General features: G+C 72.7%; 24 protein-coding genes. 12 read left to right on the plus strand and 12 right to left on the minus strand.

The genetic code is table 11. From position 1 onward, the window contains the following. Positions 1–16: 16 nt before the first annotated feature. The 5 genes from ACIG3E_RS27755 to ACIG3E_RS27775 form a co-directional block, all read right to left on the minus strand. Positions 17–784 (minus strand): aminoglycoside phosphotransferase, encoded by a 768-nt coding sequence (locus ACIG3E_RS27755; protein ID WP_399621849.1) that lies wholly within the window; start codon positions 782–784, stop codon positions 17–19. A 178-nt stretch (positions 785–962) separates the two neighbouring features. Further along, positions 963–1628 carry an HAD family hydrolase gene (locus tag ACIG3E_RS27760; protein ID WP_399621852.1) on the minus strand — a complete coding sequence of 222 codons (666 nt, stop codon included), beginning with the start codon at positions 1626–1628 and terminating at the stop codon, positions 963–965. A 163-nt stretch (positions 1629–1791) separates the two neighbouring features. Then, entirely contained in the window at positions 1792–2808 is a 1017-nt protein-coding gene (locus ACIG3E_RS27765; RefSeq protein ID WP_399621855.1) for a hypothetical protein, read from the minus strand. Positions 2809–2815: 7 nt separating this feature from the next. Continuing rightward, a complete protein-coding gene (locus ACIG3E_RS27770; protein WP_399621857.1) occupies positions 2816–3298 on the minus strand; it encodes a hypothetical protein in 483 nt (160 codons plus the stop codon). 193 nt (positions 3299–3491) lie between these two features. Continuing rightward, positions 3492–4013, minus strand: coding sequence for a hypothetical protein (locus tag ACIG3E_RS27775; RefSeq protein ID WP_399621860.1), 522 nt, complete (start codon positions 4011–4013; stop codon positions 3492–3494). 455 nt (positions 4014–4468) lie between these two features. On the opposite strand from ACIG3E_RS27775, the gene ACIG3E_RS27780 reads away from it, so the two are divergent. The 6 genes from ACIG3E_RS27780 (at position 4469) to ACIG3E_RS27805 (ending at position 8141) form a co-directional block, all read left to right on the plus strand. Further along, positions 4469–4663, plus strand: a complete 195-nt coding sequence (locus ACIG3E_RS27780; protein ID WP_242728142.1) for a hypothetical protein — start codon at positions 4469–4471, stop codon at positions 4661–4663. A gap of 14 nt (positions 4664–4677) precedes the next feature. Beyond that, positions 4678–5370, plus strand: coding sequence for a UdgX family uracil-DNA binding protein (locus ACIG3E_RS27785; protein ID WP_399621864.1), 693 nt, complete (start codon positions 4678–4680; stop codon positions 5368–5370). 206 nt (positions 5371–5576) lie between these two features. Further along, positions 5577–5936 carry a DUF6479 family protein gene (locus ACIG3E_RS27790; RefSeq protein ID WP_399621866.1) on the plus strand — a complete coding sequence of 120 codons (360 nt, stop codon included), beginning with the start codon at positions 5577–5579 and terminating at the stop codon, positions 5934–5936. Positions 5937–6246: 310 nt separating this feature from the next. Continuing rightward, positions 6247–6573 (plus strand): plasmid stabilization protein, encoded by a 327-nt coding sequence (locus ACIG3E_RS27795; RefSeq protein ID WP_399621869.1) that lies wholly within the window; start codon positions 6247–6249, stop codon positions 6571–6573. A gap of 79 nt (positions 6574–6652) precedes the next feature. Continuing rightward, positions 6653–7066 carry an SRPBCC family protein gene (locus ACIG3E_RS27800; protein ID WP_399621872.1) on the plus strand — a complete coding sequence of 138 codons (414 nt, stop codon included), beginning with the start codon at positions 6653–6655 and terminating at the stop codon, positions 7064–7066. Between the two features lie 40 nt (positions 7067–7106). Beyond that, complete coding sequence (locus tag ACIG3E_RS27805; RefSeq protein ID WP_399621874.1) at positions 7107–8141, plus strand: DNA topoisomerase IB; 1035 nt, start codon at positions 7107–7109, stop codon at positions 8139–8141. Positions 8142–8145: 4 nt separating this feature from the next. Here ACIG3E_RS27805 and ACIG3E_RS27810 read toward each other — a convergent pair whose 3' ends face one another. From ACIG3E_RS27810 to ACIG3E_RS27830, 5 genes are all read right to left on the minus strand, one after another. Next, positions 8146–8703, minus strand: a complete 558-nt coding sequence (locus ACIG3E_RS27810) for a 2'-5' RNA ligase family protein (RefSeq protein ID WP_399621877.1) — start codon at positions 8701–8703, stop codon at positions 8146–8148. Between the two features lie 82 nt (positions 8704–8785). Next, positions 8786–11080 carry an FGLLP motif-containing membrane protein gene (locus ACIG3E_RS27815; protein WP_399621880.1) on the minus strand — a complete coding sequence of 765 codons (2295 nt, stop codon included), beginning with the start codon at positions 11078–11080 and terminating at the stop codon, positions 8786–8788. Between the two features lie 263 nt (positions 11081–11343). Next, positions 11344–12186, minus strand: coding sequence for an endonuclease/exonuclease/phosphatase family protein (locus ACIG3E_RS27820; protein WP_399621883.1), 843 nt, complete (start codon positions 12184–12186; stop codon positions 11344–11346). 65 nt (positions 12187–12251) lie between these two features. Beyond that, complete coding sequence (locus tag ACIG3E_RS27825) at positions 12252–14300, minus strand: restriction endonuclease (protein WP_399621886.1); 2049 nt, start codon at positions 14298–14300, stop codon at positions 12252–12254. 146 nt (positions 14301–14446) lie between these two features. Further along, on the minus strand, positions 14447–14980 hold the full coding sequence (locus tag ACIG3E_RS27830; RefSeq protein WP_399621889.1) for a hypothetical protein: 534 nt from the start codon (positions 14978–14980) through the stop codon (positions 14447–14449). Between the two features lie 241 nt (positions 14981–15221). Between ACIG3E_RS27830 and ACIG3E_RS27835 the strand changes: the two genes are divergently transcribed. From ACIG3E_RS27835 to ACIG3E_RS27845, 3 genes are all read left to right on the plus strand, one after another. Then, on the plus strand, positions 15222–16079 hold the full coding sequence (locus tag ACIG3E_RS27835; RefSeq protein ID WP_399621891.1) for a universal stress protein: 858 nt from the start codon (positions 15222–15224) through the stop codon (positions 16077–16079). Between the two features lie 75 nt (positions 16080–16154). Next, positions 16155–17189 (plus strand): PucR family transcriptional regulator, encoded by a 1035-nt coding sequence (locus ACIG3E_RS27840; RefSeq protein WP_399621894.1) that lies wholly within the window; start codon positions 16155–16157, stop codon positions 17187–17189. 45 nt (positions 17190–17234) lie between these two features. Then, entirely contained in the window at positions 17235–17705 is a 471-nt protein-coding gene (locus ACIG3E_RS27845; RefSeq protein WP_399621897.1) for a GNAT family N-acetyltransferase, read from the plus strand. Between the two features lie 5 nt (positions 17706–17710). Here the strand turns inward: ACIG3E_RS27845 and ACIG3E_RS27850 are convergent, their stop codons facing one another. Both ACIG3E_RS27850 and ACIG3E_RS27855 read right to left on the minus strand, forming a co-directional pair. Then, positions 17711–18454, minus strand: a complete 744-nt coding sequence (locus ACIG3E_RS27850) for a hypothetical protein (RefSeq protein WP_399621900.1) — start codon at positions 18452–18454, stop codon at positions 17711–17713. A gap of 123 nt (positions 18455–18577) precedes the next feature. Next, positions 18578–19051: an ATP-binding protein gene (locus ACIG3E_RS27855; RefSeq protein ID WP_399621902.1), complete on the minus strand. Its 474-nt coding sequence runs from the start codon at positions 19049–19051 to the stop codon at positions 18578–18580. A gap of 395 nt (positions 19052–19446) precedes the next feature. On the opposite strand from ACIG3E_RS27855, the gene ACIG3E_RS27860 reads away from it, so the two are divergent. The 3 genes from ACIG3E_RS27860 to ACIG3E_RS27870 all read left to right on the plus strand — a co-directional run bounded on the left by ACIG3E_RS27860 (position 19447) and on the right by ACIG3E_RS27870 (position 21519). Beyond that, the gene (locus ACIG3E_RS27860) at positions 19447–20322 is read left to right on the plus strand and encodes a helix-turn-helix domain-containing protein (protein WP_399621904.1); all 876 of its coding nucleotides are present in this window, start codon (positions 19447–19449) and stop codon (positions 20320–20322) included. A gap of 21 nt (positions 20323–20343) precedes the next feature. Next, positions 20344–20556: a DUF397 domain-containing protein gene (locus ACIG3E_RS27865; RefSeq protein ID WP_138967539.1), complete on the plus strand. Its 213-nt coding sequence runs from the start codon at positions 20344–20346 to the stop codon at positions 20554–20556. A 144-nt stretch (positions 20557–20700) separates the two neighbouring features. After that, on the plus strand, positions 20701–21519 hold the full coding sequence (locus tag ACIG3E_RS27870) for an SAM-dependent methyltransferase (protein ID WP_399621907.1): 819 nt from the start codon (positions 20701–20703) through the stop codon (positions 21517–21519). Positions 21520–21580 lie beyond the last annotated feature (61 nt).

The raw sequence follows: 21580 nt of genomic DNA on the forward strand, positions 1-21580 counted from the left end.
CGGCCAGCGGACCGTGTCAACTGCCAGGGCGCGGGGCGATGGCGGCGAGAAGCCGTGCCGCGTCCTCGTAGCGGCGGATCTCGGCGACCGTGGCGCGGGACTGCTCGGTCGGCTGCTCGCGGAGGCGTTCGTTGGTCGTGACGAGACGGAAGACGAGGGCGCGGGCGACGTACGCGACGGCGTCGGGTCCGTTCGCGGCGACGGCCTCGTGGAGCAGGTCGGGGCCCGCGCCGTGCCAGATCAGGGCATCAGCCACCACGACGGCCTCGCCGAAGGCCGGTGGGCGCCAGTAGGGCGAGAAGTCGATGACGGCCGGGGCCAGGCCCGGCGCGACCAGCACGTTGCCGGTGAGGTCGCCGTGCACGAGCTGGGGTCTGGCCTGCGGCTTCGGGCCGAACAGTGCGATCAGCGCGGCGTACGGCGCACGCACCGCGGGGAGCAGGTCGGCGTCCTGCTCCTGCCAGGCGACCCGGTCCCCGGTCGCCCACCCGTCACGGCGGCGGTCGAGGAAGCCGGGCCGGGGCAGGTGGGCCAGCGCGCGGTGGAAGGCGCGCCCCGCGGCGATGATCTCGCCCCAGCGGGGTGCGGCGGTGTGGTCGGGTTCGACCCCGGCGACGACGTGGGACGCGGTCCAGCCGTCGTGGCTCCAGGCTCCCGTGAGCGCACGCAGGGGCCGCGCGACACGGAAGCCGTCCTCCACCACCGAGGCCATGATGTCGCCCAGCCACTCGGCGAACTCGGGGGCCGGACCGGTCGGCTTGAGCACCACATCCCCCACGCGCACGCTCCGCCCCTCCCCACCGGGCAGCCGAACGGGCCGACCGACAAGCCGGAAGGCAGCGAGTACGTCTCGTCCAGGGATGCTCATGACCGCGCTTCGCCGTCGAGGAGGCAGAACGATGTCACGGTAATGACCCCGCCGTTTCCCCGACCAACGGTTTTCTGCCCGTCCTGGCCCGTGGCTATCGGTGCACGCTGGCCCCGCCCGCGTCACCGGAGCGTGCGGGGTCAGGAACCACGGCCCCGGCGTCCAGATGAGCCGCGATGCGCGCGATCGCCCGGGCGTTGTCCTCGAACAGGTGGGCCCGCATGCCCGCCGCGCGGGCGGCGTCGACATGGGGCGCCGCGTCGTCGATGAAGAGACAGTTCTCCGGCCTGACCCCCAAGATCGCACACGTGGCCTCGAAGGCGCGCGGGTCGGGCTTCTCGATGCCGATCTCATGGGAGTAGACGATCTGCTCCACCAGTTCGTCGAAGTGGTACAGCGCCGACTCCCGCTCCCGGGCGCCGACGAAGCTGTTGCTGAGGATGCCCAGTCGGCAGCTTCCCCGCAGCCCGCGGACATAGTCGATGAGCTCGTCGTTCGGCGTCCCCAGGTACTCCGCCCACAGATCGGCCATGAAGGCCTCGGTCTGGAACGCGGTGAGCCCCAGCCGGGCCGCCACCTGCGCGCGCACCTCCCGTTCGCCGATGCTCCCGACGCTCCCGGCGCGCCACACGTCCCGCATCCGCTCGTGGACGGTGCCCGGCGGCAGTGCCAGCTCCTCTTCCCAGCGGCTCACCCATCCGGTGTCCGGCGTGATCTCCAGTACGCCGCCGATGTCGAGAATGACGCAGGTCGCTGTCATGCGAACTCCCCCTTTGTCGCTGCGGTCCCACCAGCGGGCGCGTAGCGCCCGCTCCGGTGATCGACAACAGACACTGTCGGCTCTCCCTCCGCCCCGACGTCAAGCGATCTCGGACGCTTGTGACAGCCCTGTCGCACCTGGCTGTTGCGGTGCGCGCGGTCAGTCAGCCCCGCGTGCCCGCCCCGTCGACGCGGGCGCCGGGCCGCAGTTCGACGCGGACCGTGTCGTCGTCCTCGATGACGAAGGTCGCGTCCCTGTCCTCCCGCCAGCCCAGGGGGAGGACGTAGTACCGGTGGTCGCGCTCCACCAGGAGTCGCAGGCCGCTGTAGCGGTAGCGATAGCGCAGGCCCTTGCCGAGGTCCTCGGCGACGACGTCGGGGCCGGTCAGGCTGAGGCGTTCGGTGCTGAGGACCACGACGGCCACGCGGTTCACGAGGCGGTGCGAGGTGCGCCGCGCGTCGCGGCGGCCCAGGTCACCGGCTGCCAGGGCCACGACCCACATCAGGAACGCCCCGGCGACCACGAGGGAGACGGCCCGTTCCCACGCGCGTCGCCGCCGGGGCGAGCGGGCGGTCGCCGCCGAGGTCTGCCCGAGCAGCAGCCCCACGGCGACGCAGAGGGGTGCGATCCAGTTGAGGCCGCCGAGCAGCGGCCACAGGGCCATGAGGACGACCCCGGCGACGATGAGGAAGGGGTGCAGCCGCGCGAGGGTGTGGCCGTACTCCCGTACGGCCCGCACCTGGCGCTGCTCCACCCCGAGCAGGGACATCAGCTCCGGCGTGTACGGGATGAGGACGAGCACCGCGAGGGCGGCGAACACCGGCAGCGTGACGAGCCGCAGGCTCCGCAGGGCGAACTCCAGCGAGTCGAACCCGACGGCGAACGTGCCGAGGTGGAAGTAGCTGTAGAACGCGTCGACGTAGAGGTAGCCCGCGTAGAGCATCAGCGCCACGGCGAAGGAGCCCGCTCCGAGCAGGGAGTTGGCGTACTCCAGGTGGCCGCCGGTGTCGGCGTCCGGCGGAGTGGCGGGGGGCGTGTCCGGTGGCTGGCGCGCCCGGGGCGGGCGCGGGGCCGGGCGGGCCGGGCCGCGTACGCGAGGCCGGGGGCGGCGGCGTGGGCCCGCTCCCTGCGGTGGTGTCGTACGGCGGGGTCGGCGCGGCGGTGGGTCCGGTGCTGTCATCGGCGTTTCAGGAGCCGTCGTCCGTCGTGGGCGGGCCGCTCTCGGAGACTTCGGGCGTGAGGGACGGTGGGCAGGTGACGGCCGCGCTGCCCGGGTCGCCGCACGGGGGCGGCGGGTCGGTGGTGGCGCCACCGGAGAGACCCCCGGAGGTGGTTTGGGTTCCGCCGTCGGTGCCGCCGGTGTCTCCGCTGGGGTACACGCCGATGCCTGCGACGGAGCCGCCGCCCGTGCCTCCCGTCGCCACGGGTGGCGCGGAGACCGGCGGAATGTCGTCCCCGCCTTCGCCGTCTCCGTCGCCGCCGGGCGAGTGCGCGCTGGAGTCACCGGGCTGTGCGGAGGTCAGCGAGGAGGCCGACCGGTCGGAGCCGCCGTGCGGGTCCGACGGAGTCCCCTTCCCTTCCCCGCCTCCGCATCCCGACGCCCCGCACAGCACGAGGGCCACCGCGAGGCCCACCGCGCTCGCGCCCCTGACGCGTCGCCCTGTCCGCATCGCACCCCCCTGAACAGCCCGTACGTACGCTGCGCTGCCTGCCGAAAGGATCCCACCGGGCCGCGCGGTCCGCAGCCCTGTGCGTGCTCGGCGTAGGGAATCTGAGCCCGTTGACGGACGGGGCGGGCTCTCGACGCCGTACGTCGTCCGGCATGGCCGCACCGGTCCCAACGTGCCGGTCGGGAGGGAGCCGTCAGGCCGCGCGGCAGAGCACCGCGGGACCGGCCGGGACAGCGGCGCGGGCCACCGTCGCCCGCACGGGAGAGGCGGCGGGGGCCGCGGCCCGCGAGCGGTTCCGGGCGAAGACGACCAGGCGCAGCACCACGAACCGCGCGACACCGGCGAGCGCGGAGGCCGACAGATAGACGACCTGCTCGAGCACCGCTCCGGGCGCCGCCACCAGCTGCTGGAGGGCGAACATCGCCACGCAGGTGACCACGTACGCGGCCGCCGCGGATCCGGCCGACTGCATGTGCTGGCTCCAGGTCGCCCGCCCGCCCCTGCCGAAGGTGAAGCGGGCGTGCAGCTCGGTGGCGAGGAGCGTGGAGACCACGGTGATCAGCGCGTTGGCCAGGGCCCAGGGGAGCCAGGAGGCGAGGCCTGCCACGGCGAAGCTGGAGGCGAGACCGACACCGCCGCCGCAGAGCACGAAGCGGGCGAAGGCGGTGACGGCGCCCGGCGCTGCCACCTGCTGCTGGCTCTGCGCTGTCTCCATGGTCCGACCCCTTCGATGGTTCTCCGCGAAACGCGCGCCCCTCGGCCGATGAGACCGAGGGGCGCCCCCTCATGCCGCCATCATGGCACATCCATGGCGCCATGGCGAGCCACTTGTGGCGCCATGCGTGTCACCGGTGGCGTCACCTCGCATCAGAATCACACCTGCGCAGGTCAGAGCAGTAGGCCAGCCACGCCTCAGCTCGGGGCGCCGCATATGCCACCGCCGTGGCGGAGACTCCGCGGACTGCCATGGCGCCAGCCTGGCACCAGCCCACGGGCCAGCGGCGTCGGTTGTGGCCCCTCGGGTCATGAGCTGGCTCCCACGCGGCCCCTCGGGCGCCTCGCGGCTGCCGCGCACCCTGGCCCTTGCTGGCGGCCGTGCCGCGCCGAGCCCGTGCGGCCCCGCCCCGGCCCGGGTCGCGCAGCGCGGGCGCCCGACGTAGACCTGGAGTCATGAGCGAGGAGAAGACCACCTGGCATCCCGGTGAGATCGTGCCCTCCAGCGGGATCTACGAATGCGACTGCGGCGCCGGGCACCACTGGAGCACCGATGTGAAGGGCCACCGGTTCCCGCCGTTCCCCGCAGGCTGCCCGGGCGAGTACTGGCGGCTCCAGACGCAGGCCCACCCCGAGGAATCACTCGGCTGACCCAAGGGGGCACCGTGCCGCGCTCGACCGGGCAGGCCGCCGACAGCGCTCTGCCCTATGTGCCCGCGCGGGGCGGGATCCCGGCGCTGCGCCGCGCCGCCGCCGACTGCCGCGGCTGCCCGCTGTACGCACAGGCCACGCAGACCGTGTTCGGCGCGGGCCCCGCCCGCGCCCGCCTCATGCTGGTCGGAGAACAGCCCGGCGACCAGGAGGACCGGGCGGGCGAGCCGTTCGTGGGTCCGGCCGGGCGGCTGCTCCGCTCGGCGCTCGACGAGGCCGGGATCGACGCCGAGCAGACCTACGTCACCAACGCGGTCAAGCATTTCAAGTTCGCGCCCGTCACCGAGGGCAGGAAGCGCCGCATTCACAAGGCGCCGAGCCTCGGAGAAATGGCCGCGTGCCGCCCCTGGCTCGCGGCCGAGATCAAACGGGTGGACCCGGAACTGGTCGTCGCGCTCGGCGCGACCGCCGGGAAATCCCTGCTGGGAAATTCCTTCAAAGTGACCGCATCGCGGGGCGCCCTGCTCGCCCTGGCACCCGGGACCGATCTGCCGCTCGCCGAGGCGGAGAGCGGCAGTGCCGACAACGCCGATCGCCGACTGCTGGCCACCGTGCATCCCTCGGCGGTCCTGCGGTCCAAGCACCGCGACGAGGCCTTCGCGGGGCTCGTGTCCGACCTGCGCGTCGCCTCCCGCTTTCTCGGCTGACGCGCCCCGGCGGCACCGGACACCGCAACTTCATACCGCCTGGCACATGCGGGCTGCTTCCGAAGCCAGCAGGCCGGGCACCCGACCCTTGGAATGCGAATACCTATTCCGAAGCGACATAGTAAGAAAGAGCGGATTTCCGCCCGGACATATGGGAGGCCTACATGACTGGCTATTTTTCGCACGGGGGCGGGTACAACACTCATATGAAGACCATGGAGTGGGAACTCGCTGCTTCCTCCGGCACGGCGCTGCTGATGTGGATTGCCGGTCTTGCCGTGGTCGGCGTTCTCATCGCCGCCTTCATCTGGGGCCGCCGCGTACAGGCGCGGGAGGCCAGGCGGCCGCGTCCGGACGAACAACCGCACCTGCCCGAGGACGGCCCCGTCAGGGAGGTCCGGGAGTACCGCGACCCGGACGAAGTGCCTCACGACGGCGGTTGGCTCACCCCGCACGAGCTGAAAGAGGGCTACGGCCAGTCGAGCACGCACCCCAGCCCCTCACAGGACCCCAAGGACCACAGGAAGGGGCGCGGCAGCAGCTTCGGAGGCGGCGGGCTCGGATAGCGGACTGCACCACGCGTCACCGACGCCCCACGGGGCCGCCCCTCGACGTCCCGAGAGGCGGCCCCGTCCGTTTGCCCCGAGAGTGGAAGGGCAGACGACCAACGTGCTTCGGACAGGAGGCGCGTTCGCGAAGCGGCAGCGCCGATGTTCGTGTGCGGCCTCCGTCGAAGCCGCACAGTGGCCACGCCGCGACGTCCCCCGCACGCACGCGCAGGCCGAGGAGCGAGTCCCCTGCCCAGGGACGCGTCCGCCAGCAGCCGCCCACGCCGCAATCACCGTCGAGGAAACAGAACCCGAGAGAGGTTGTCCCATGCCTGCTGGATCCAGCAAGAAGCGTGAGCGCCAGTACGAGCACATCAAGGAGAGCGCGGAGAAGCGCGGGGAGTCCACGAAGCGCGCGAAGGAGATCGCCGCCCGGACGGTCAACAAGGAGCGGGCGCGCTCCGGCGAGTCCAAGACCGCGAGCAGGACCTCGACGCAGGACAAGAAGTCCGCGTCCCAGCGCGGCGGCGAGCGCTCGCACAGCGGCTCCCAGGGCCCCACCCGCGACCAGCTGTACGAGGAGGCCAAGAAGAAGAACATCGAGGGCCGCTCGTCGATGAACAAGAAGGAACTCAAGCGGGCCCTCGGCCACTGAGGCTCCCCAGAGGGCTCATGTCCGCGTACGGCGGGCACGCGTGCCCGCCGTACGGCCGCCACCCGAGGACGGGACCGCCATGACCGAGTACGAGCGTTCGCGCACGATGCCCGCGCCGCCCGAGTACGTCTTCGACCAGGCCGCCAACGTCGACGGGCTCGACAGCTGGCTGCCGGACGCCCTCCACGTGCGGGCCGGGCACCTTCCCGACGTGACCGTGCACGAGGACCGCACGGACGAGGACACCGCCGCCGAACTACGCGTACGACGCGAGCAGATGCGGCTCGAATGGGGCACCCGCGACCAGGGCAGCTACACCGGTTGGCTCCAGGTCACCGCAGTCGACGGCGGCTCCGGTGAGGCGACGGTGCACCTCACCTTCCTCGACGAGAGCCACGACCCGGGCAAGGAGGCCGTCGACGCCGCGCTGGACGACAGCCTCCGGCGCCTGGCGGAGCAGGTGCGTCTGCGCGTCGACAACGCGGCGGGCTGAACCGCGCCGACGGCCGCCCGCCGAGGTCCAGGAGGTCCGCGTGCGCCTCTCCCACAGCCGCCCCACCGACCCGGGCTACGCCCGCAAACGGCACGGGCGCGGCTTCCGGTACCTCGATCCGCACGGCCGACCCGTGCGCGACCGCGCCGAGCTGGAGCGCGTCAAGGCGCTGGTGATCCCCCCGGCGTGGCAGGACGTCTGGATCTGCGCCAAGGCGAACGGCCATCTCCAGGCCGTCGGCACCGACGCCGCCGGGCGCCGCCAGTATCTGTACCACCCGCAGTTCCGCGCCGAGCAGGAGCGGGCCAAGCACGAGCACGTCCTCGACGTCGCGGCCCGCCTGCCGAAGGTGCGGGAGGCCGTGGAAGCACACCTGGGTGACCGCGGGCTCACCCGGCACAGAGTCCTCGCCACCGCCGTACGCCTTCTCGACCTGGGGTTCTTCCGGATCGGCAGCGACCGCTACGCCGATCTCAACGACACCTACGGCCTCACCACCCTGCTGCGCGAGCACACCCGCTGCGAGCGTGGCGAGGTGGTGTTCACCTACCCCTCCAAGCAGGGCAAGGAGCAGGTCCAGGCGGTCGCCGACCCGCCCGCGTGCCGCAGTCTCAGCGCCCTCGCGCACCGGCGCAGCGGCGGCGACCGGCTGTTCGTCTACTGGGAGCGCCCCGACTGGCACGAGCTCAGCAGCGCGGAAGTCAACGCCTACCTGAAGGAGTTGGCCGGTCTGGAGATCACCGCCAAGGACTTCAGGACCTGGCACGCCACCGTCATGGCGGCCGTGGCCCTCGCCGTGTCCCAGGGCGCCGCACACAGCGAGACCGCCCGCAAGCGCGCCATCAGCCGGTCCGTCCAGGAGGTCGCCGCCTACCTCGGCAACACTCCGGCCGTCTGCCGTGCCTCGTACATCAACCCCCGGGCCATCGAGTTGTACGAGGAGGGCGTCACCGTGGCCGCCGTCCTGCCGCGCCTCGGTGCCACCGGCACGTACGGGATCCCGGCGACGCAGGGGCCCGCCGAGCGAGCCGTCCTGCGCATGCTGCGCACCGGGCGCGCGCCCAAGGGGCGGTGAGCCGTCACCCGAGCCGGTACTGGGCTCGGCCCTGCCAGCGCGCGCCGTCCCACACGATCAGCTCGACCGCGCGTACGGGGCAGACCAGCGGCAGCGAGGGAGCGAGTTCGCGCTCCAGCTCGTCGTACGCGGCCTCTTGCGCGGCGGGGGCCTCGCTGGTGGCGATCGTCAGGTGCGGGTCGAGTCCCGCGCCGAAGAGCCCCCGGTACGGCACCGCTTCGGGCCACCGCTGGGTGAGGTCCTTGGTGAGTGCCTGGACCGGGTCGCGCGGCCACGGCTCCAGGTAGAGCACTCCGGGATAGCGGCCGAACTCGGCGAACGTCAGGGTGAAGGCGTCGTGCCCGGCGAAGAGCGCGGCGAGTTCCCGCTGGAGAGCCGCGTCGACGCGGCTCTCGTGCAGGAACGGGTAGAGCACGGTCACATGGGCGGGGAACCCGGCCCGGACCAGCGGATCGGCCTGGGGAACCTTAATGGTGAGTGCCGTGTCACCGGGCGCGTCGGGCCAACCGCCCGCCCCGTGCCCGGCCTGCTCGGTTTCGGTGAGGTCCCCGTCTGTGGTCATGACACGCCATGGTCGCACGGGCGCCCGGCGGGCCGCGTTCCCGCCCGCCGGGCGCCATCGGCGTCAGGCCGTCTGGGGCCCGTCAGGCCGTCTGGGGCCGCCGCTCGACCCGCCCCACATACCACCGCAAGGCCACGGAGACGGCCCCGAAGGCCAGGAACAAGGCCGTGGCTATGCCGAGCGTCCACCAGCGCAGGTCCCCGTCGACCGCCAGCTCGCTGCCCACCCCCGGATGCAGGCTGTGCAGCAGGACGTGGAAGAAGAAGGTCAGGCCGACCAGATAGAGGGCGTACCAGGCGGGCTTGCTCCATTCCTTCAGGCTGCGCCCGTCCATACCGGACAGCGGGAGCAGACCGAACACCACGACCTCGATGCCCGCGACGACCGCGAGTCCCACGGCGTAGGCGAGCACGTACCGGATGCTTCCGGGCTCGGCGTGCTCCTTCCGCGCGGCTTCCAGCAAGGGGGCGCCGAGGACCCAGATGAGGACCACGGCCGCCAGTACGCAGATCCCGCCGATCAGGATCGCCTGTCCCTTGGGCAGGCCGTCGTCGGGGTCGTCGGCCCTTCGGCGGGGTGACCTGAGGGCCATGTAGACCGCGACCAGGCCGTAGACGTACGGGACGGGGAACTCCAGGAACCGGGACATCGCCGTCATCAGGCCCGCGAGCAGCAGGCCCGCGGGGACCACCCGCAGCTCGGAGCGGATGCCGTCCCGGCGCGGGTGCTGGAGGGTGTCCTTGGTCTTCTCGTAGGCCAGCAGGATGACCAGCATCCCCATGGCCGCACCGGCGACCTTGATCGCGGTCGCCGGACCCACCGTGGTGTCCGTGTCGGCCCAGACGGCCAGAGAGCCGCCGAGGAGCGCGAACCCGCACGCCCTGAGCCACCCGGGCAGTCGCGGCGACCGGGCCCGCCTCTGCTCCTGGCGGCGGAGCCACCAGCGGCTCAGCGCGTTGTCGGCCAGCTGGGAGGGGAAGGCCCTCTCCAGCAGGAGGACCACCACGAGGAACCAGGCGGCCATGCCGAACGATCCGGCCAGGTCCTTCAGGGCCCAGGACACGTCGGCCGGGGTGCGCAGGGCACCGACGAGACCCAGGTCCGGATCCTTGCTGGTCGAGCCGTGCCCGTCAGCGTCCTTCGGGTCCTTCTCGTCATCGTCGTGCGGGGAACCCGAGCCACCGTGGTGGTGATGGCCCTTGCCTCCGTTCGGCGTGCCCGAGCCGCCGCCCGGCCTGCGCGTGGGGCTCTTCGACGGATTCGGTGTGATCGGCCCTGTCTTCCCCTCCGGGAACCGGGTGGACCCCAGGGGCAGTTGGAAGAGCGTCAGCTGGTCCCGTGCGGGAAGGGTGATCTCCCCGGCCTTCTCCCGCCCCCGTCCCGGGCAGTCGAGGCTCACGTCCCGGCGGCCCGTCATGGCCGCGGGGATCCGGGCGTGGAGGTCGATCAGCTCCCAGCGGCCCCGCTCGGCCGTGCCCTCGGTCGAGTCGGAGTCCAGCCAGGTGTCCAGTCGGCGCCCGCCGATGACGATCGCGCCCTTGACGCAGGCGGCCGGGTAGCCGGACATGTGGATCGTGACCTCGCGCGGGTCCTCCGACGGGCCCGACGGTGTGGTGACCGGCCGGTTCACCCTGTAGGTCGCCGAGGCCCGGACGTCTTCCGGGGTGCGGCAGGTCGCGGTCACCTCGTGGCCCCCCTCCGCGGCGGAGGCCGGGACGTGGAACGGGACGGTGAAGCCTCCGCTCTCGGAGGGCGTGCCGCCCGCGACGGACTGCCCGTCCCACAGGATGTCCGCTCCGGATCCCGCGTCGCACAAGAAGCCCGTACCCGTGACGGTCAGGTGGTCGCCGGGCTCTCCGGCATCGGACGACAGGGAGATCCGCGGGTCGGGCCGGGCCGCCCGCACGACGGTGAACACGGCTTCGGCGGCGGGCGCGTCGGCCACGGCCGAGCAGAACGCCGTCATCTCGTACCGCCCCGGGGTGGCGTTCGTCGGCACGGAGACCTGCTGCGCGAAGCTTCCGCCGGCGTCGACCGTCACGCTCACCGGCGGCTGTCCCTGCACGGTGAACGTCAGCGGGCCCGCGAGGCCCTCCCCCTCGGAGCAGTCGAAGTCACTGCCCGTCGCCGTGAACGTCCCGCCCTGCGGTACCTGTTGGCCCTGCGGGCCCAGTGACGGGTCCACGGGATCGGGCCCTGGCTCCGGGTCGCCCGTCTCGGTGGCCGTGGGCTGGGGATCGGGCTGCGGCCCCGAGGGGGACGCGGCTGTGCCCGACGGCCCCGGTGCGGGGTCCGTCCCGGCCGTGGCCACGGCCCGGTCCGCATCGCCGCCCACCAGGGCCACGCAGGGCATCGCCGCCGTGACGACGAGGAGCACCGCTCCCAGGAGCGCCCCCCATAGTCGCCAGTTCCGTACTCGTCCCGTCCGCTTCATGGCCGTGTCCCCCCACGCCCGCACGGCCCCCCGGCCGCGCCCCCTCGGCTCCCACTCTTGAGACGAACGACCGGCCCTCAACCGTTTCCGGCCAGGGGGGCGCAGCGTGGTGCGACCACACACTGGGCAGGGCGGTGCGCTACCAGCGCACGCCCCGCTCACGCCTTCCTCCGCCGCGCGCCCCGACGCACGGCCGCGGTGGCGCGCTAGGTCAGGTCCAGGTCGCTCCGCACCAGGTGGTGGTCCGAGTACGCGCTGGGGTGCACACGGTGTTCGAGCGGGGCGATGCCGCGGAGGAAGACGTAGTCGAACGTGAGGTTCCAGTCGGTGGTCGGCTTGCAGGCGCCGACCAGCGAGGGGTGGCACTCGGGATCCGTGTCCGTGGCCAGCGCCCACATCCGGCGGAGCTCGGGAGCGCCCGGCACGGCGTTGAAGTCACCGAGGACGATCGCGCGGTCGTGCCAGGCCACCTCCGTGGCGAGCACACCGGCCTGGTCCGCCCGGACCGCTTCCTGGCTGCGCTGGGCGAGGTGCGTGTTGAAGACCCGGACGGCCTTGCCGCCCACCTGGGTGGTGACGGCCATGTACCCGCGGTCCTCGGAGCCGCCGTCGGGGTACTCCACGTTCACACGGTCCGTCATCGGTGCCGCGGAGAGGATCGCCTGGCCGAAGGCCCCCGGGCTCCACGGCCATCCTCCGCAGCGGCCGCGCTTGCGGAGGACCGAACCGTACTCGACGTGGTAGACGAGCCCGTGGAGGTCCTCCAGGTAGTCGCGGATCCTCTCGACGTCCCGCACGCAGGCTTCTTGCATGCCGATGACCTGGGGCGCCTGGGCGGCGATCTCCGCTGCCCGGCCGACGTTGTTGTTCTCGCCGCAGGGATTGCAGATGTTCCAGGTCATGACCCGGTTCGGTACGACGTCCCGGACGGCTTCGACGGGCTGGGACCTGCCGAAGACGGCACCGCTCGGTGTGCTGGGGCCGATGAGCACCAGACAGGCCACGACCAGGGCGCCCCCGAGCAACCGCATGCCCCTTCCGAGCACCATCGCCTCCTCCAAGGGGTGACACGTGGGAGCTGACGTCTCCCCGCACGAGGTTAGGGGACGGACCCCTACTCCACGGCGATCCCGTAGTCCGGCAGCAGTTGTTCCAGGCCGCCCGGGTATCCCTTGCCTCCCACGACGAAGTCCCAGTCGCCGCTCGCCCGGCGGCGGAAGGACCCCAGGACCAGGGCCGTCTCGCCCGCGCGGCCGTCGGAGACTTCGAGCTGTCCGAGTTCGGTCAGCGCGGGATCCAGCAGGCGGATGCGGGCGTCGGTGAAGCCCGACAGGTCCGCGTCGGGGTTGGCCTCGGGGTCGATCGCGGCCACGAGGGCCAGCCGGTCCGCCGCGTCCGGCAGCGCTTCGAAGGAGACGCGGAGGGCGGCCTTGTCGGGCGGCGTGGCGGGGTGGGCGCGGACCGCTCCGTCCGGCGTCCGGGGGTTGTTGAAGAACACGAAGTGGTCGTCGCTGAGGACGCGGTGGCCCGAGCAGACCAGAGCGCACACGTCGAGGGCCACGGGGCCGGACCAGGACATGCCCAGGACGTTGTGGTCCTGCGACTGCGGCTCGGGGGCCGGAGGCGGCGAGGGCGCGGTGCGCTCGCCGAGGCGGCCGTGCAGTCCGTGCCGGTGCAGCAGGTCGACGAGCTCGCTGCCCGATATCAGCTCCAGGGGCTTGCCGTTGGCGAAGGTGTGGGAGCCGGGCCCGAATCCCGACGTGGTGACGAGCACGCCCTTGTTGGCGCCCTGGTCCTGGACCGTGCCGTACAGGTCGCGCACCGCCGTGGGCGGCACGGTGTTGCGGTAGCGCTTCACCTGCACGACGATCTTGCCGCCGCGGATCGGAGTGGGGTCCAGGGCGTCGACGTCCACACCGCCGTCGTTCGAGCGCTGCGTCATCACGGCCTGCATGCCCATGGCGCGGAAGAGGTCCGCGACGAGCGACTCGAACACGATCGGATCCATGTCGTACAGGTCCGGTTCGTCGCCGTCACCGCCGTGGGTCACGACGTGGTTGCCCACGTCGTGGGGCCTGCGTCCGAGGCGTACGGGCACCAGTTGGTCCGGCCGTGCCGTCAGCTGGCCCCGCAGCCCGTCGGCCAGGCAGCTCACCGCGTCCACCTGTTCCAGACGCATCTGCGTGAACGTGGAGCGCGGCGCCATGACGGTGGCCAGGAAGATCTCGGTCTGTCTGCCCGTCGCCGGGTCGTGGTCGTCCACGAATCCGTTCAGGGCCACCGACTCGAGCGCCCCGTGCTCGTCCGCGGCGAAGAGGTCGTGCAGGACGAGCAGCAGGCACTGCGCGAGGACGTCGCGGTACAGGGACCGGCGCTGGGTCACCGGGCGCGGTGTTTCCTTCTCCTCGTCGGCAGTGACCAGATACCGCACGGCCTTCGTCTCGGGGACGACGCCGAAGCCAGGGAGCTCCCAGTCGAGGACCAGCTGTCGTGCCGCCGGATCGTAGGCCGCGGAGATCCGGCGCGGAAAGCTCTCGGGCCAGGCGGTGGAGGCGTAGAGGGCGGCGGAGAAGTACTCCACCACGGACTCGGGGTCACCGCGCCGCACTCCCGCGGACACCTCGGCGATGCTCGCGTTGTAGCCGCGCACCTCCGAGAGCTGGCTCTCGGCCCACTGCGCGTACTGCTGGTGCAGCGCCGCGAGTTGTTGCTGGCGCTGGGTCTCCGCCGCCTGCGCGGCCCGCCAGTCGTGTTCGAACCTGGCCCGCGCCTCGGCCTGCGCCTGTGCGCGGCGGCTCGCCGTCCAACCGCCCTGGGCCTGGTACTGGTTCGGGTCCGGCATGGTGACCGGCACGGCCAGGTGCCCCGGCGAGAACGGCTCGACCTCCTCGGCCCGCAGGAGCATGGCCGCCCGGAAGGCGGGCCCGCGACACCCTGCCGTCAACAGCCCCTGGAGGGCCTCGACTTGGGCGTCCAGCTCCTCGGTCCGCCGCCTGGCCTCCGTCTGGCGGTACTCCCGGTAGTCGCGGGCCTGTTGGCGCTGCCGGGCACGAGCCTCCCGCTCCTGCTCCCTTCGCAGCCTGGCCTCGGCTTCCCTCTGGCGCTGTTGCTGGCGCTGCGCCTCGGCCCAGACACCGACCAGACCACTAGAGCGACGACTCATGCGCGGCAAGCCCTCCCCAGGACGTCAGTCGTCCACCGACCGCCGATCGCCCCCTCGACCAGCGGTGATGAATCAAGAGGGAACAACTCTATCCAGCAATCGACGCGCATCTCCAAACGTGCCGGGGGCAAAGTCCCGGACCCTCTTCAGGATCCGCCGCCCGGCGTGGGTGGCGCTACCGCGGACGATCCGGGCGTGGCCGACGGGGCGCACGAACCGCCCCCGCCACCGGAGTCGCCGCACGGCTGCGGCGGTGAGCTGGAGGTGCTGCCGGTCGTCCCGTCGACGGAGGGGCTGCTGCTGTCGACGCCGCCGATGTCTCCACCGGGGTACACCCCGATACCGCTGATCTCGCCTTCGCCGGGCGCGACGGGTGGCGCGGAGGCCGGAGGGATGTCGTCCCCGCCTTCGCCGCCGCCCTCGCGGCCGTCGCCGCCGCCCACTCCCCCGCCGTCTCCGTCCGTGCCGTGATCGCCGGTGCCACCGCCCCGGTCGCCGGGTGCGTCCGCGCTCGAACCGTCGGACTGCGCCGAGGCGAGCGAGGAGGCCGGTCCGTCGGTGCCGCCCCGCTGATCCGACGGGGTCCGGCCGCCACCGCCGCAGCCCGCCGCGCCGCAGACCACGAGAGCCACCACGAGGGCCACCGCGCCCGCGCCCCTGAGGCGTCGCCTTGTCCGCATCGCATCCCCCTGGACAGCCGTGGGTACGCTGCCTGCCGAAAGCGTCCCACCGCGCCGTGCGGGCCGCAGCACCGCGCGTCACCGGCGTACGGAATCTGAGCATCTTGGCGGAGCGGCGTGACTCGTGACGCCGTATGTCTCCCCCTGCCTGCCCACGGCGATCCACGCGTTCGCCGTTGTTCCGCACCGCTCGATGCCCACAGGAACGCACCACTGAGCGTCCTCGGAAGAGGTGAGGTGCATGGAACTCCCCCTCGTCGTAGGAGTCGACGGGTCCGAGCACAGCCTTCGTGCCGTCGACTGGGCCGCCGACGAGGCCGCCGTGCGCGGAGTACCGCTGTGCCTCGTGCACGCCGCGTCGCGGGAGGGCGGGGGCGACCTCACGCTCGCGGACGTACGGGGCGATCCGTCGGCCGAGGAACTGGCCGACACCGTCGTCGGCATCGCCGCGCGGCGGGCGCGGCGGCGCGACGAGAACCTCAAGCTCTCCGTCCGGGTCAGCGCCGGGGATCCGATCCCGGCGCTGCTGCGCGAGGGCCGCGAGGCGGTCGCGCTGGTGATGGCCTCACGCGGGCGCGGCCGGATCGTGGAGCTGCTGCTCGGCTCGGTCAGCCTCGGCGTCGCCGCTCGGGCCGACTGCCCGGTGATCGTGCTCCGCGGCCGCCACGACAACCAGGCCAGGGCCGGGACGCGGCAGCGCGTCGTGGTCGGCGTCGGAGAAGTTGGCCTCTCGGCGGCAGCCGTCCGGTTCGCCGTCGACGAGGCCGAGCGGCGGCACGTCGTCCTGGAGGCCGTACGGGTGTGGCGCCGTCCCCTGTACGGGACCGGCGGCGCCGGTCACCGGGCCGGGGGTGAGCGGCGCGCGGCGGACGGCCTCGCCTCAGCCGTGCGCGACGCCGTGGCCGACCACCCCTCCATGAAGGTGCTCGAGCACGTCGTCGAAGGCGCCGCGCACCGGGTGCTCCTCGGCGCCTCGGCCCGTGCCGACCTGCTCGTCGTCGGAGCCCGGCGAGGTCGCGGGCCGCGCCTCGGCCGGACCGCCCACACGCTTCTGCGCCACTCCGCCTGCCCGGTCGCCGTCGTGCCGCAACCGGCGTGAACCTCGTACGGACCGCCGGATGCGGCACTCGCTCCGTCAGGGGCCGTGCGCCGAGCGCCGCTTATTCTCCTGTTCATGGAGGCACTGGCCGCACGTCTTTCCCAGCTGGATGCGCATGTCGAGGGCGCGATCCGCGTCGTCATGTTCTACGACACGCTGATGCGACGGCGGGTCGACCTCCCGGCGCTCGCCCGGGCGTCGGCGGGCCTCGCCGAGTGCGCGGCCGGGATCCGGCTGCACGGCGCGGGGCGGCCGATCCGCTTCTCGCCCGACGGCACCGAGGCGACCGCTCCAGCGCCGACCGCGTCCTCCACAGCGCCGGTCACGCTCGACGAGGAGGAGATCGGCGCGGTGTGGCTGGAGCGCGCCGGACCGGCAGGGCCGCTCGACGAGGTGCTCCTCGACCGGCTCGCCATCGCCGCCGCGGCGGTGGTCGAGCGGTACGGTCCGGCCCGTACCACCATGGCCGACCCCGCCCTCGTCGAGCTCGCCGTCAGCGGCGACAGCGACGCGGCGGCCAGGGCCCGCGCGCTGCGCCTGCTGGGGTTCGCCGCCGGGGTGCCGCTGCGCGTCGTCGCCGTACGCTCGTCCCTTCCGCTCGACCGGATCAGCGCCGCGCTCTGCCCGGACCGCCCGGTGAAGGCGGCCCCACTCGGTGACGTGGGTGTCGTCCTGGCCAGCGCCGTGGACCTGGACCGCTTCCCGGCGGGCGTGCGCGCGGGCGTCGGCACCGCCGACAGCCCCGAACGGTCCTGGGGCGAGGCCCGGACGGCACTGCGCTTCGCCACCGAGCGGAGGCCGGTCGTCCGCTACGACGGCCTGGGCGCGCTCGCGCTCCTCGCGCAGGTGCCGCGGGAGGCCGCGCGCGGCAACGCCGACGTGGCCGCGATCGGCCTCGTCGCCGACGCCCCCGAGGACTTGGAGACGCTGGAGGCCTACTGCGCCACGGGCTCGCTGCGCCGCGCCGCCGACCGGCTCCATCTGCACCACAGCAGCGTCGCCCGTCGGCTCGATCTGATCGGCAAGGCCCTGGGCATCGAACTCACCACGCCCGCGGGCCTGATCCGCGCCACCCTCGCCCTCACGGCGTGGCGACTGCTGGACAGTTGAGGCCCCCACGGCACCGGGCGGCCGCGCGCCTGTGACACTGGCCCGATGATCGTCAGACTCGCGACTGAGAACGACTTCCCCGGCTTCCTGAGCCTGGCGGCCCAGGTGGAGCACTGGTTCGGCCCGATGGTGGAGGAGCCCGGCTTCCACCGTGCCGTGCGGGACCACATCGGCGACTCCTCGGCCCTGGTCGCCCCCGCGCCCTCGGGGACGGGCCTGCTGGGCGGGCTCCTGTTCGGCGGGAGTGCCCCGACGTACCACGTCCACTGGCTCGTCGTCTCCACGGAAGCCCGCGGCCAAGGCGTGGGGCAGGCGCTGATGGCGGAGGCCGGGCGCCGGTTCGGCCCCGGCCCCGGCACCATCGAGGTGATCACCTTCGGGGCCGACCACCCGGGCGCCGTCACCAGCGGCGCGCGCGACTTCTACGCCCGCCTCGGCTTCACCCCGGCCGAGGCCGCGGAGCCGGGGCCGGAGGGCGGCTCGCGGCAGGTCTTCCGGTGCGCCATGCCGGTGTGAGCCGCTCACCAGGCGCGCGAAGGGGCCGTGCCCTCCTCGTCGTCCGCGAACCGCTGGCGGTGGAACTGCGGAAACCGTACGCCGTCCGGGTCGAGCAGGTCGACGAGTTCGACGAGCTGGCGCTGTAGCGCTTGGAGGCGCGGCGCGGAGGGCGCGCCGTCCGCGGCGATCGTGTCCACGTCGGCCAGCGCCGCGGCGAACCACGCCCTGAAGCGCTCGTCGGCGTCGAGGCGTTCGCAGAACTCCGCGTAGTCGAGGCAGCGCCTGCGGCCCGGCTCGCTGTCGGGGTGGATCATGACGCTGCCGATGGCGCGCTGCTGGATCCGGAACAGGCGCAGCTCGTCGTGGTAGGCGGTGGACCTGTTGAGGGTCTCGGCGATCCGGGACAGCTGGTGCATGACGCGGCGGTTGGGGCGGCTGCCGCCGAGGTCGAGGAACTGGACGTCCCGCCGGAGGATTTCGACCCAGCCCAGGTATTCGGCGAGGACGTAGACAGTGCTGCGCCGGGCCAGTTCCGCGTCCTGCTCGGTGCCTTGGAGCAGGAAGAAGACCAGGTACCTGCCGCGGAGGACGTTGTAGAGGCGGCTCTGGAGGTCGAAGGCCGCCCAGGCGAGCGACGCCCCGTACTGGTTCATGTAGTTGAGCCGCTCGGCCGCGGCTGTCCGGCGCTGCTGCCAGTAGCCCAGGAACGCCGTCGTCGCGGCACTGGCCAACGCCACGGCCGCCGAGATCCACGTGAGCGCGTCCACGGGGAAAACCTAGGGGTACCGGCACGCGCCTGTCAGGCACGTGCCGGTACCGGAAGCACTGCTCAGGCGTCCGCGGCGCCCCCGGACGTCCGCAGGCAGCCCCTCAGACGCCCGCCAGGCTCCTCAGGCGTCCGCGCCGCCGAAGTCCGGTGCCACCGGCGACAGCTCGGCCCAGACGATCTGGCCGGAACCGCCGCCGGTCGGCGTGACGCCCCAGTCCTGCGCCAGCGCGTCCACCAGCGCGAGGCCGCGCCCGCTCTCCCTGTCGAGGTCCGGTGGGCGCGGCGCGGGCACCGTGTCCCCCCGGGCCTGGTCCTCGACCTCGATGCGGAGCCGCTGTCCGGTCACGCACAACCGGCACACCACGTGGTCGCCGAAGGCGTGCGCGATCGCGTTGGTGACGAGCTCGGAGATCAACAGGACCGCGTCGTCGCCGACTTCCGGGGCGAGGCTCCACTCCGCCATCCGCTCGCGTACGTGGATGCGCGCCGCCCGTACGGAGGCGGCGACGGCCGGTAAACGGAACACGGTCGACCGGTGCGCGGGCAGCGGCCCGGGCACGAGATCCGAAGGCGTGGGGTGGGTGGGGGAAACCACGTGGGTCGCCTTTCGTTCGCCGTCGCCTCACCGACGGTGTCGGCCACGCACCACGGCGTGACGACGCGTACGTGCTCGCCCTCCGCCCGTCGTCGGGCCGCCGGGGCGGTGGCGCCGGATCGGCACCACCGTGGGCGAGTCATGGCCTGGGCCCGGCCGGGCCCGTTCTGTCATGACGGACCGTCAACTCCATGATGATCACGGTCTCTTGATGCTCCTGACAGCGCATCCACTGTGACACCTGTGAAGAGCGGACTGCAACCGCTGAGTTGAAATTTTCAATTCGTCACGCGCAAGCTGCTCACATCGGCCGATGATCGTGACAGACTGCGATCGAGGCACCGGTGAGACGCCCTCGGCGGGCGCGACCGCGTACAGGTGCGGGGAGGTGGGGCATGGCAGCGCGAACGGCGTGGGGCGGCGCCCCCTCGGTCCTGCGCATGATCCTCGGCAAGCGCCTTGAGGACCTGCGGACGCGCGCCGGTCTGACGTACGAGCAGGCGGGCGAGACCATCGGCGTCAGCCACTCGACGATCCGCCGGCTCGAAGCCGCCAAGGTGGCGCGGCTGCGCCTCTCCGACGTCGAGAAGCTCCTTCGGACGTACGGCGTCGCGGACCAGCGCGAGATCGACACCTTCCTGCAGTCGGTCCGCGAGGCCAACCAGCGCGGCTGGTGGCACTCGTACCGCGACGTGATGCCCGACTGGTTCGCCGCCTACCTCAGCCTGGAGCAGGCCGCCCACCAGATCCGCGCCTACGAGTCGCAGTTCGTCCACGGCCTGCTCCAGACGGAGGACTACGCCCGCGCGCTGCTGAGCGCGGGCAACCCGCACGCCGCGGCCGAGGTCACGGAGCGCCAGGTCGCCCTGCGCATGGAGCGTCAGGAACTGCTGACCCGCGCCGCTCCCCCGCACCTGTGGGTCGTGATGGACGAGACCGTGCTGCGCTGGCCGGTCGGCGGCGGCGCCGTGATGCGCGCGCAGATCGACCATCTGATCGCGGTGACGGCGCAGCCCCACGTGACCTTGCAGATCATGCCCTTCAAGAACGGCCCCCACCCGGCCATGCGGGCGGGAGCGTTCCACATCTTCCGGTTCAAGGCCCCGGAGCTGCCGGACATCGTCTACGTCAACGGCCTGGTCGGGGCCGTCTACCTCGACAAGGGCGACGACGTGGTGGTCTACCGCGAGGCCCTGGACCGCCTCGGCGCCCAGGCGGCGCCCGCCCGGAAGACCGAAGCCCTGCTCGGCGCGATCCGTAAGGAGCTGTGAGTGCACCCCATACGCAACGGCATGCCTTCCCGGGAGCTCGGCGCCCACGGTTGGCGCAAGCCCTGGAGCGATGACGCCGGAGGCGCCTGCCTCGAGGCGAAGAAGCTCGTCGACGGGCGGGTGGCCTTCCGCCAGTCGACCGACCCCGGCGGGCCCGCGCTGATCCTCACGCCGCGTGAAGTGGCCCGCTTCCTCGCGAGCGTGAAGGCGGGCGACGCCGACTTCCTCTGCTAGGACGGCGGCCCCTAGGGGCCCAGCTCTTCCCCCGTTCCGCGCACGGCCCGGGCCGCTCCCGCGAAACGGTTCACCACACAGGCACGCCGCGCAACTGAACGCACAGCTCGCCGCAGGGCGAGATCACGACTGACAGGAGGGGCCGTGTCGCACGACGACGGATGGCCGGCCGACCGGATCGACACCGCCAGCGCGCACTCGGCGCGCATCTACGACTACATACTCGGCGGCAAGGACTACTACCCCGCCGACAAGGAGGCAGGGGACGTGATGGCCCAGGAGTGGCCCGCCCTGCCCATCCACATGCGGGCCAACCGCGACTTCATGGACCGCGCCGTGACGTATCTGGCGCGGGAGGCGGGCATCCGGCAGTTCCTCGACATCGGCACCGGCATCCCGACCTCGCCGAACCTCCACGAGATCGCCCAGTCGGTCGCTCCGGCGTCCCGCGTCGTGTACGTCGACAACGACCCCATCGTGCTCACGCTGTCCCAGGGGCTGCTCGCCAGCACCACCGAGGGCATGACCTCGTACATCGAGGCCGACATGCTCGACCCGGACACGATCCTGAACGCCCCCGAGCTGCGCGAGACCCTGGATCTCGACCAGCCCGTCGCGCTCACGATCATCGCCATCGTGCACTTCCTCCTCGACGAGCACGACGCCACCGGCATCGTCAAGCGGCTCCTGGAACCCCTGCCGTCGGGCAGCTATCTGGCGATGTCCGTCGGCACCGCCGACTTCGCGCCGGAAGACGTGGCGCGGGTGGCACGCGAATACGCGGCGCGGGGCCTGCCCATGCGGCTGCGCACCCGGGCCGAAGCCGGGCGGTTCTTCGAAGGCCTGGACCTGGTGGAGCCCGGGATCGTCCAGGTCCACAAGTGGCGCCCGGACGGCACGGAGGGTGAAATGATCAAGGACGAGGACATCGCCATGTACGGCGCGGTCGCCCGCAAACCCTAGTTTCCCGCCGGGCGCACCGCGCCCGCTGCTGCGGCTACGGCACGGGGTACGAGACCCTTGC

Source organism: Streptomyces sp. NPDC053474 (assembly GCF_044544845.1).
Taxonomy (GTDB): Bacteria; Actinomycetota; Actinomycetes; order Streptomycetales; family Streptomycetaceae; genus Streptomyces.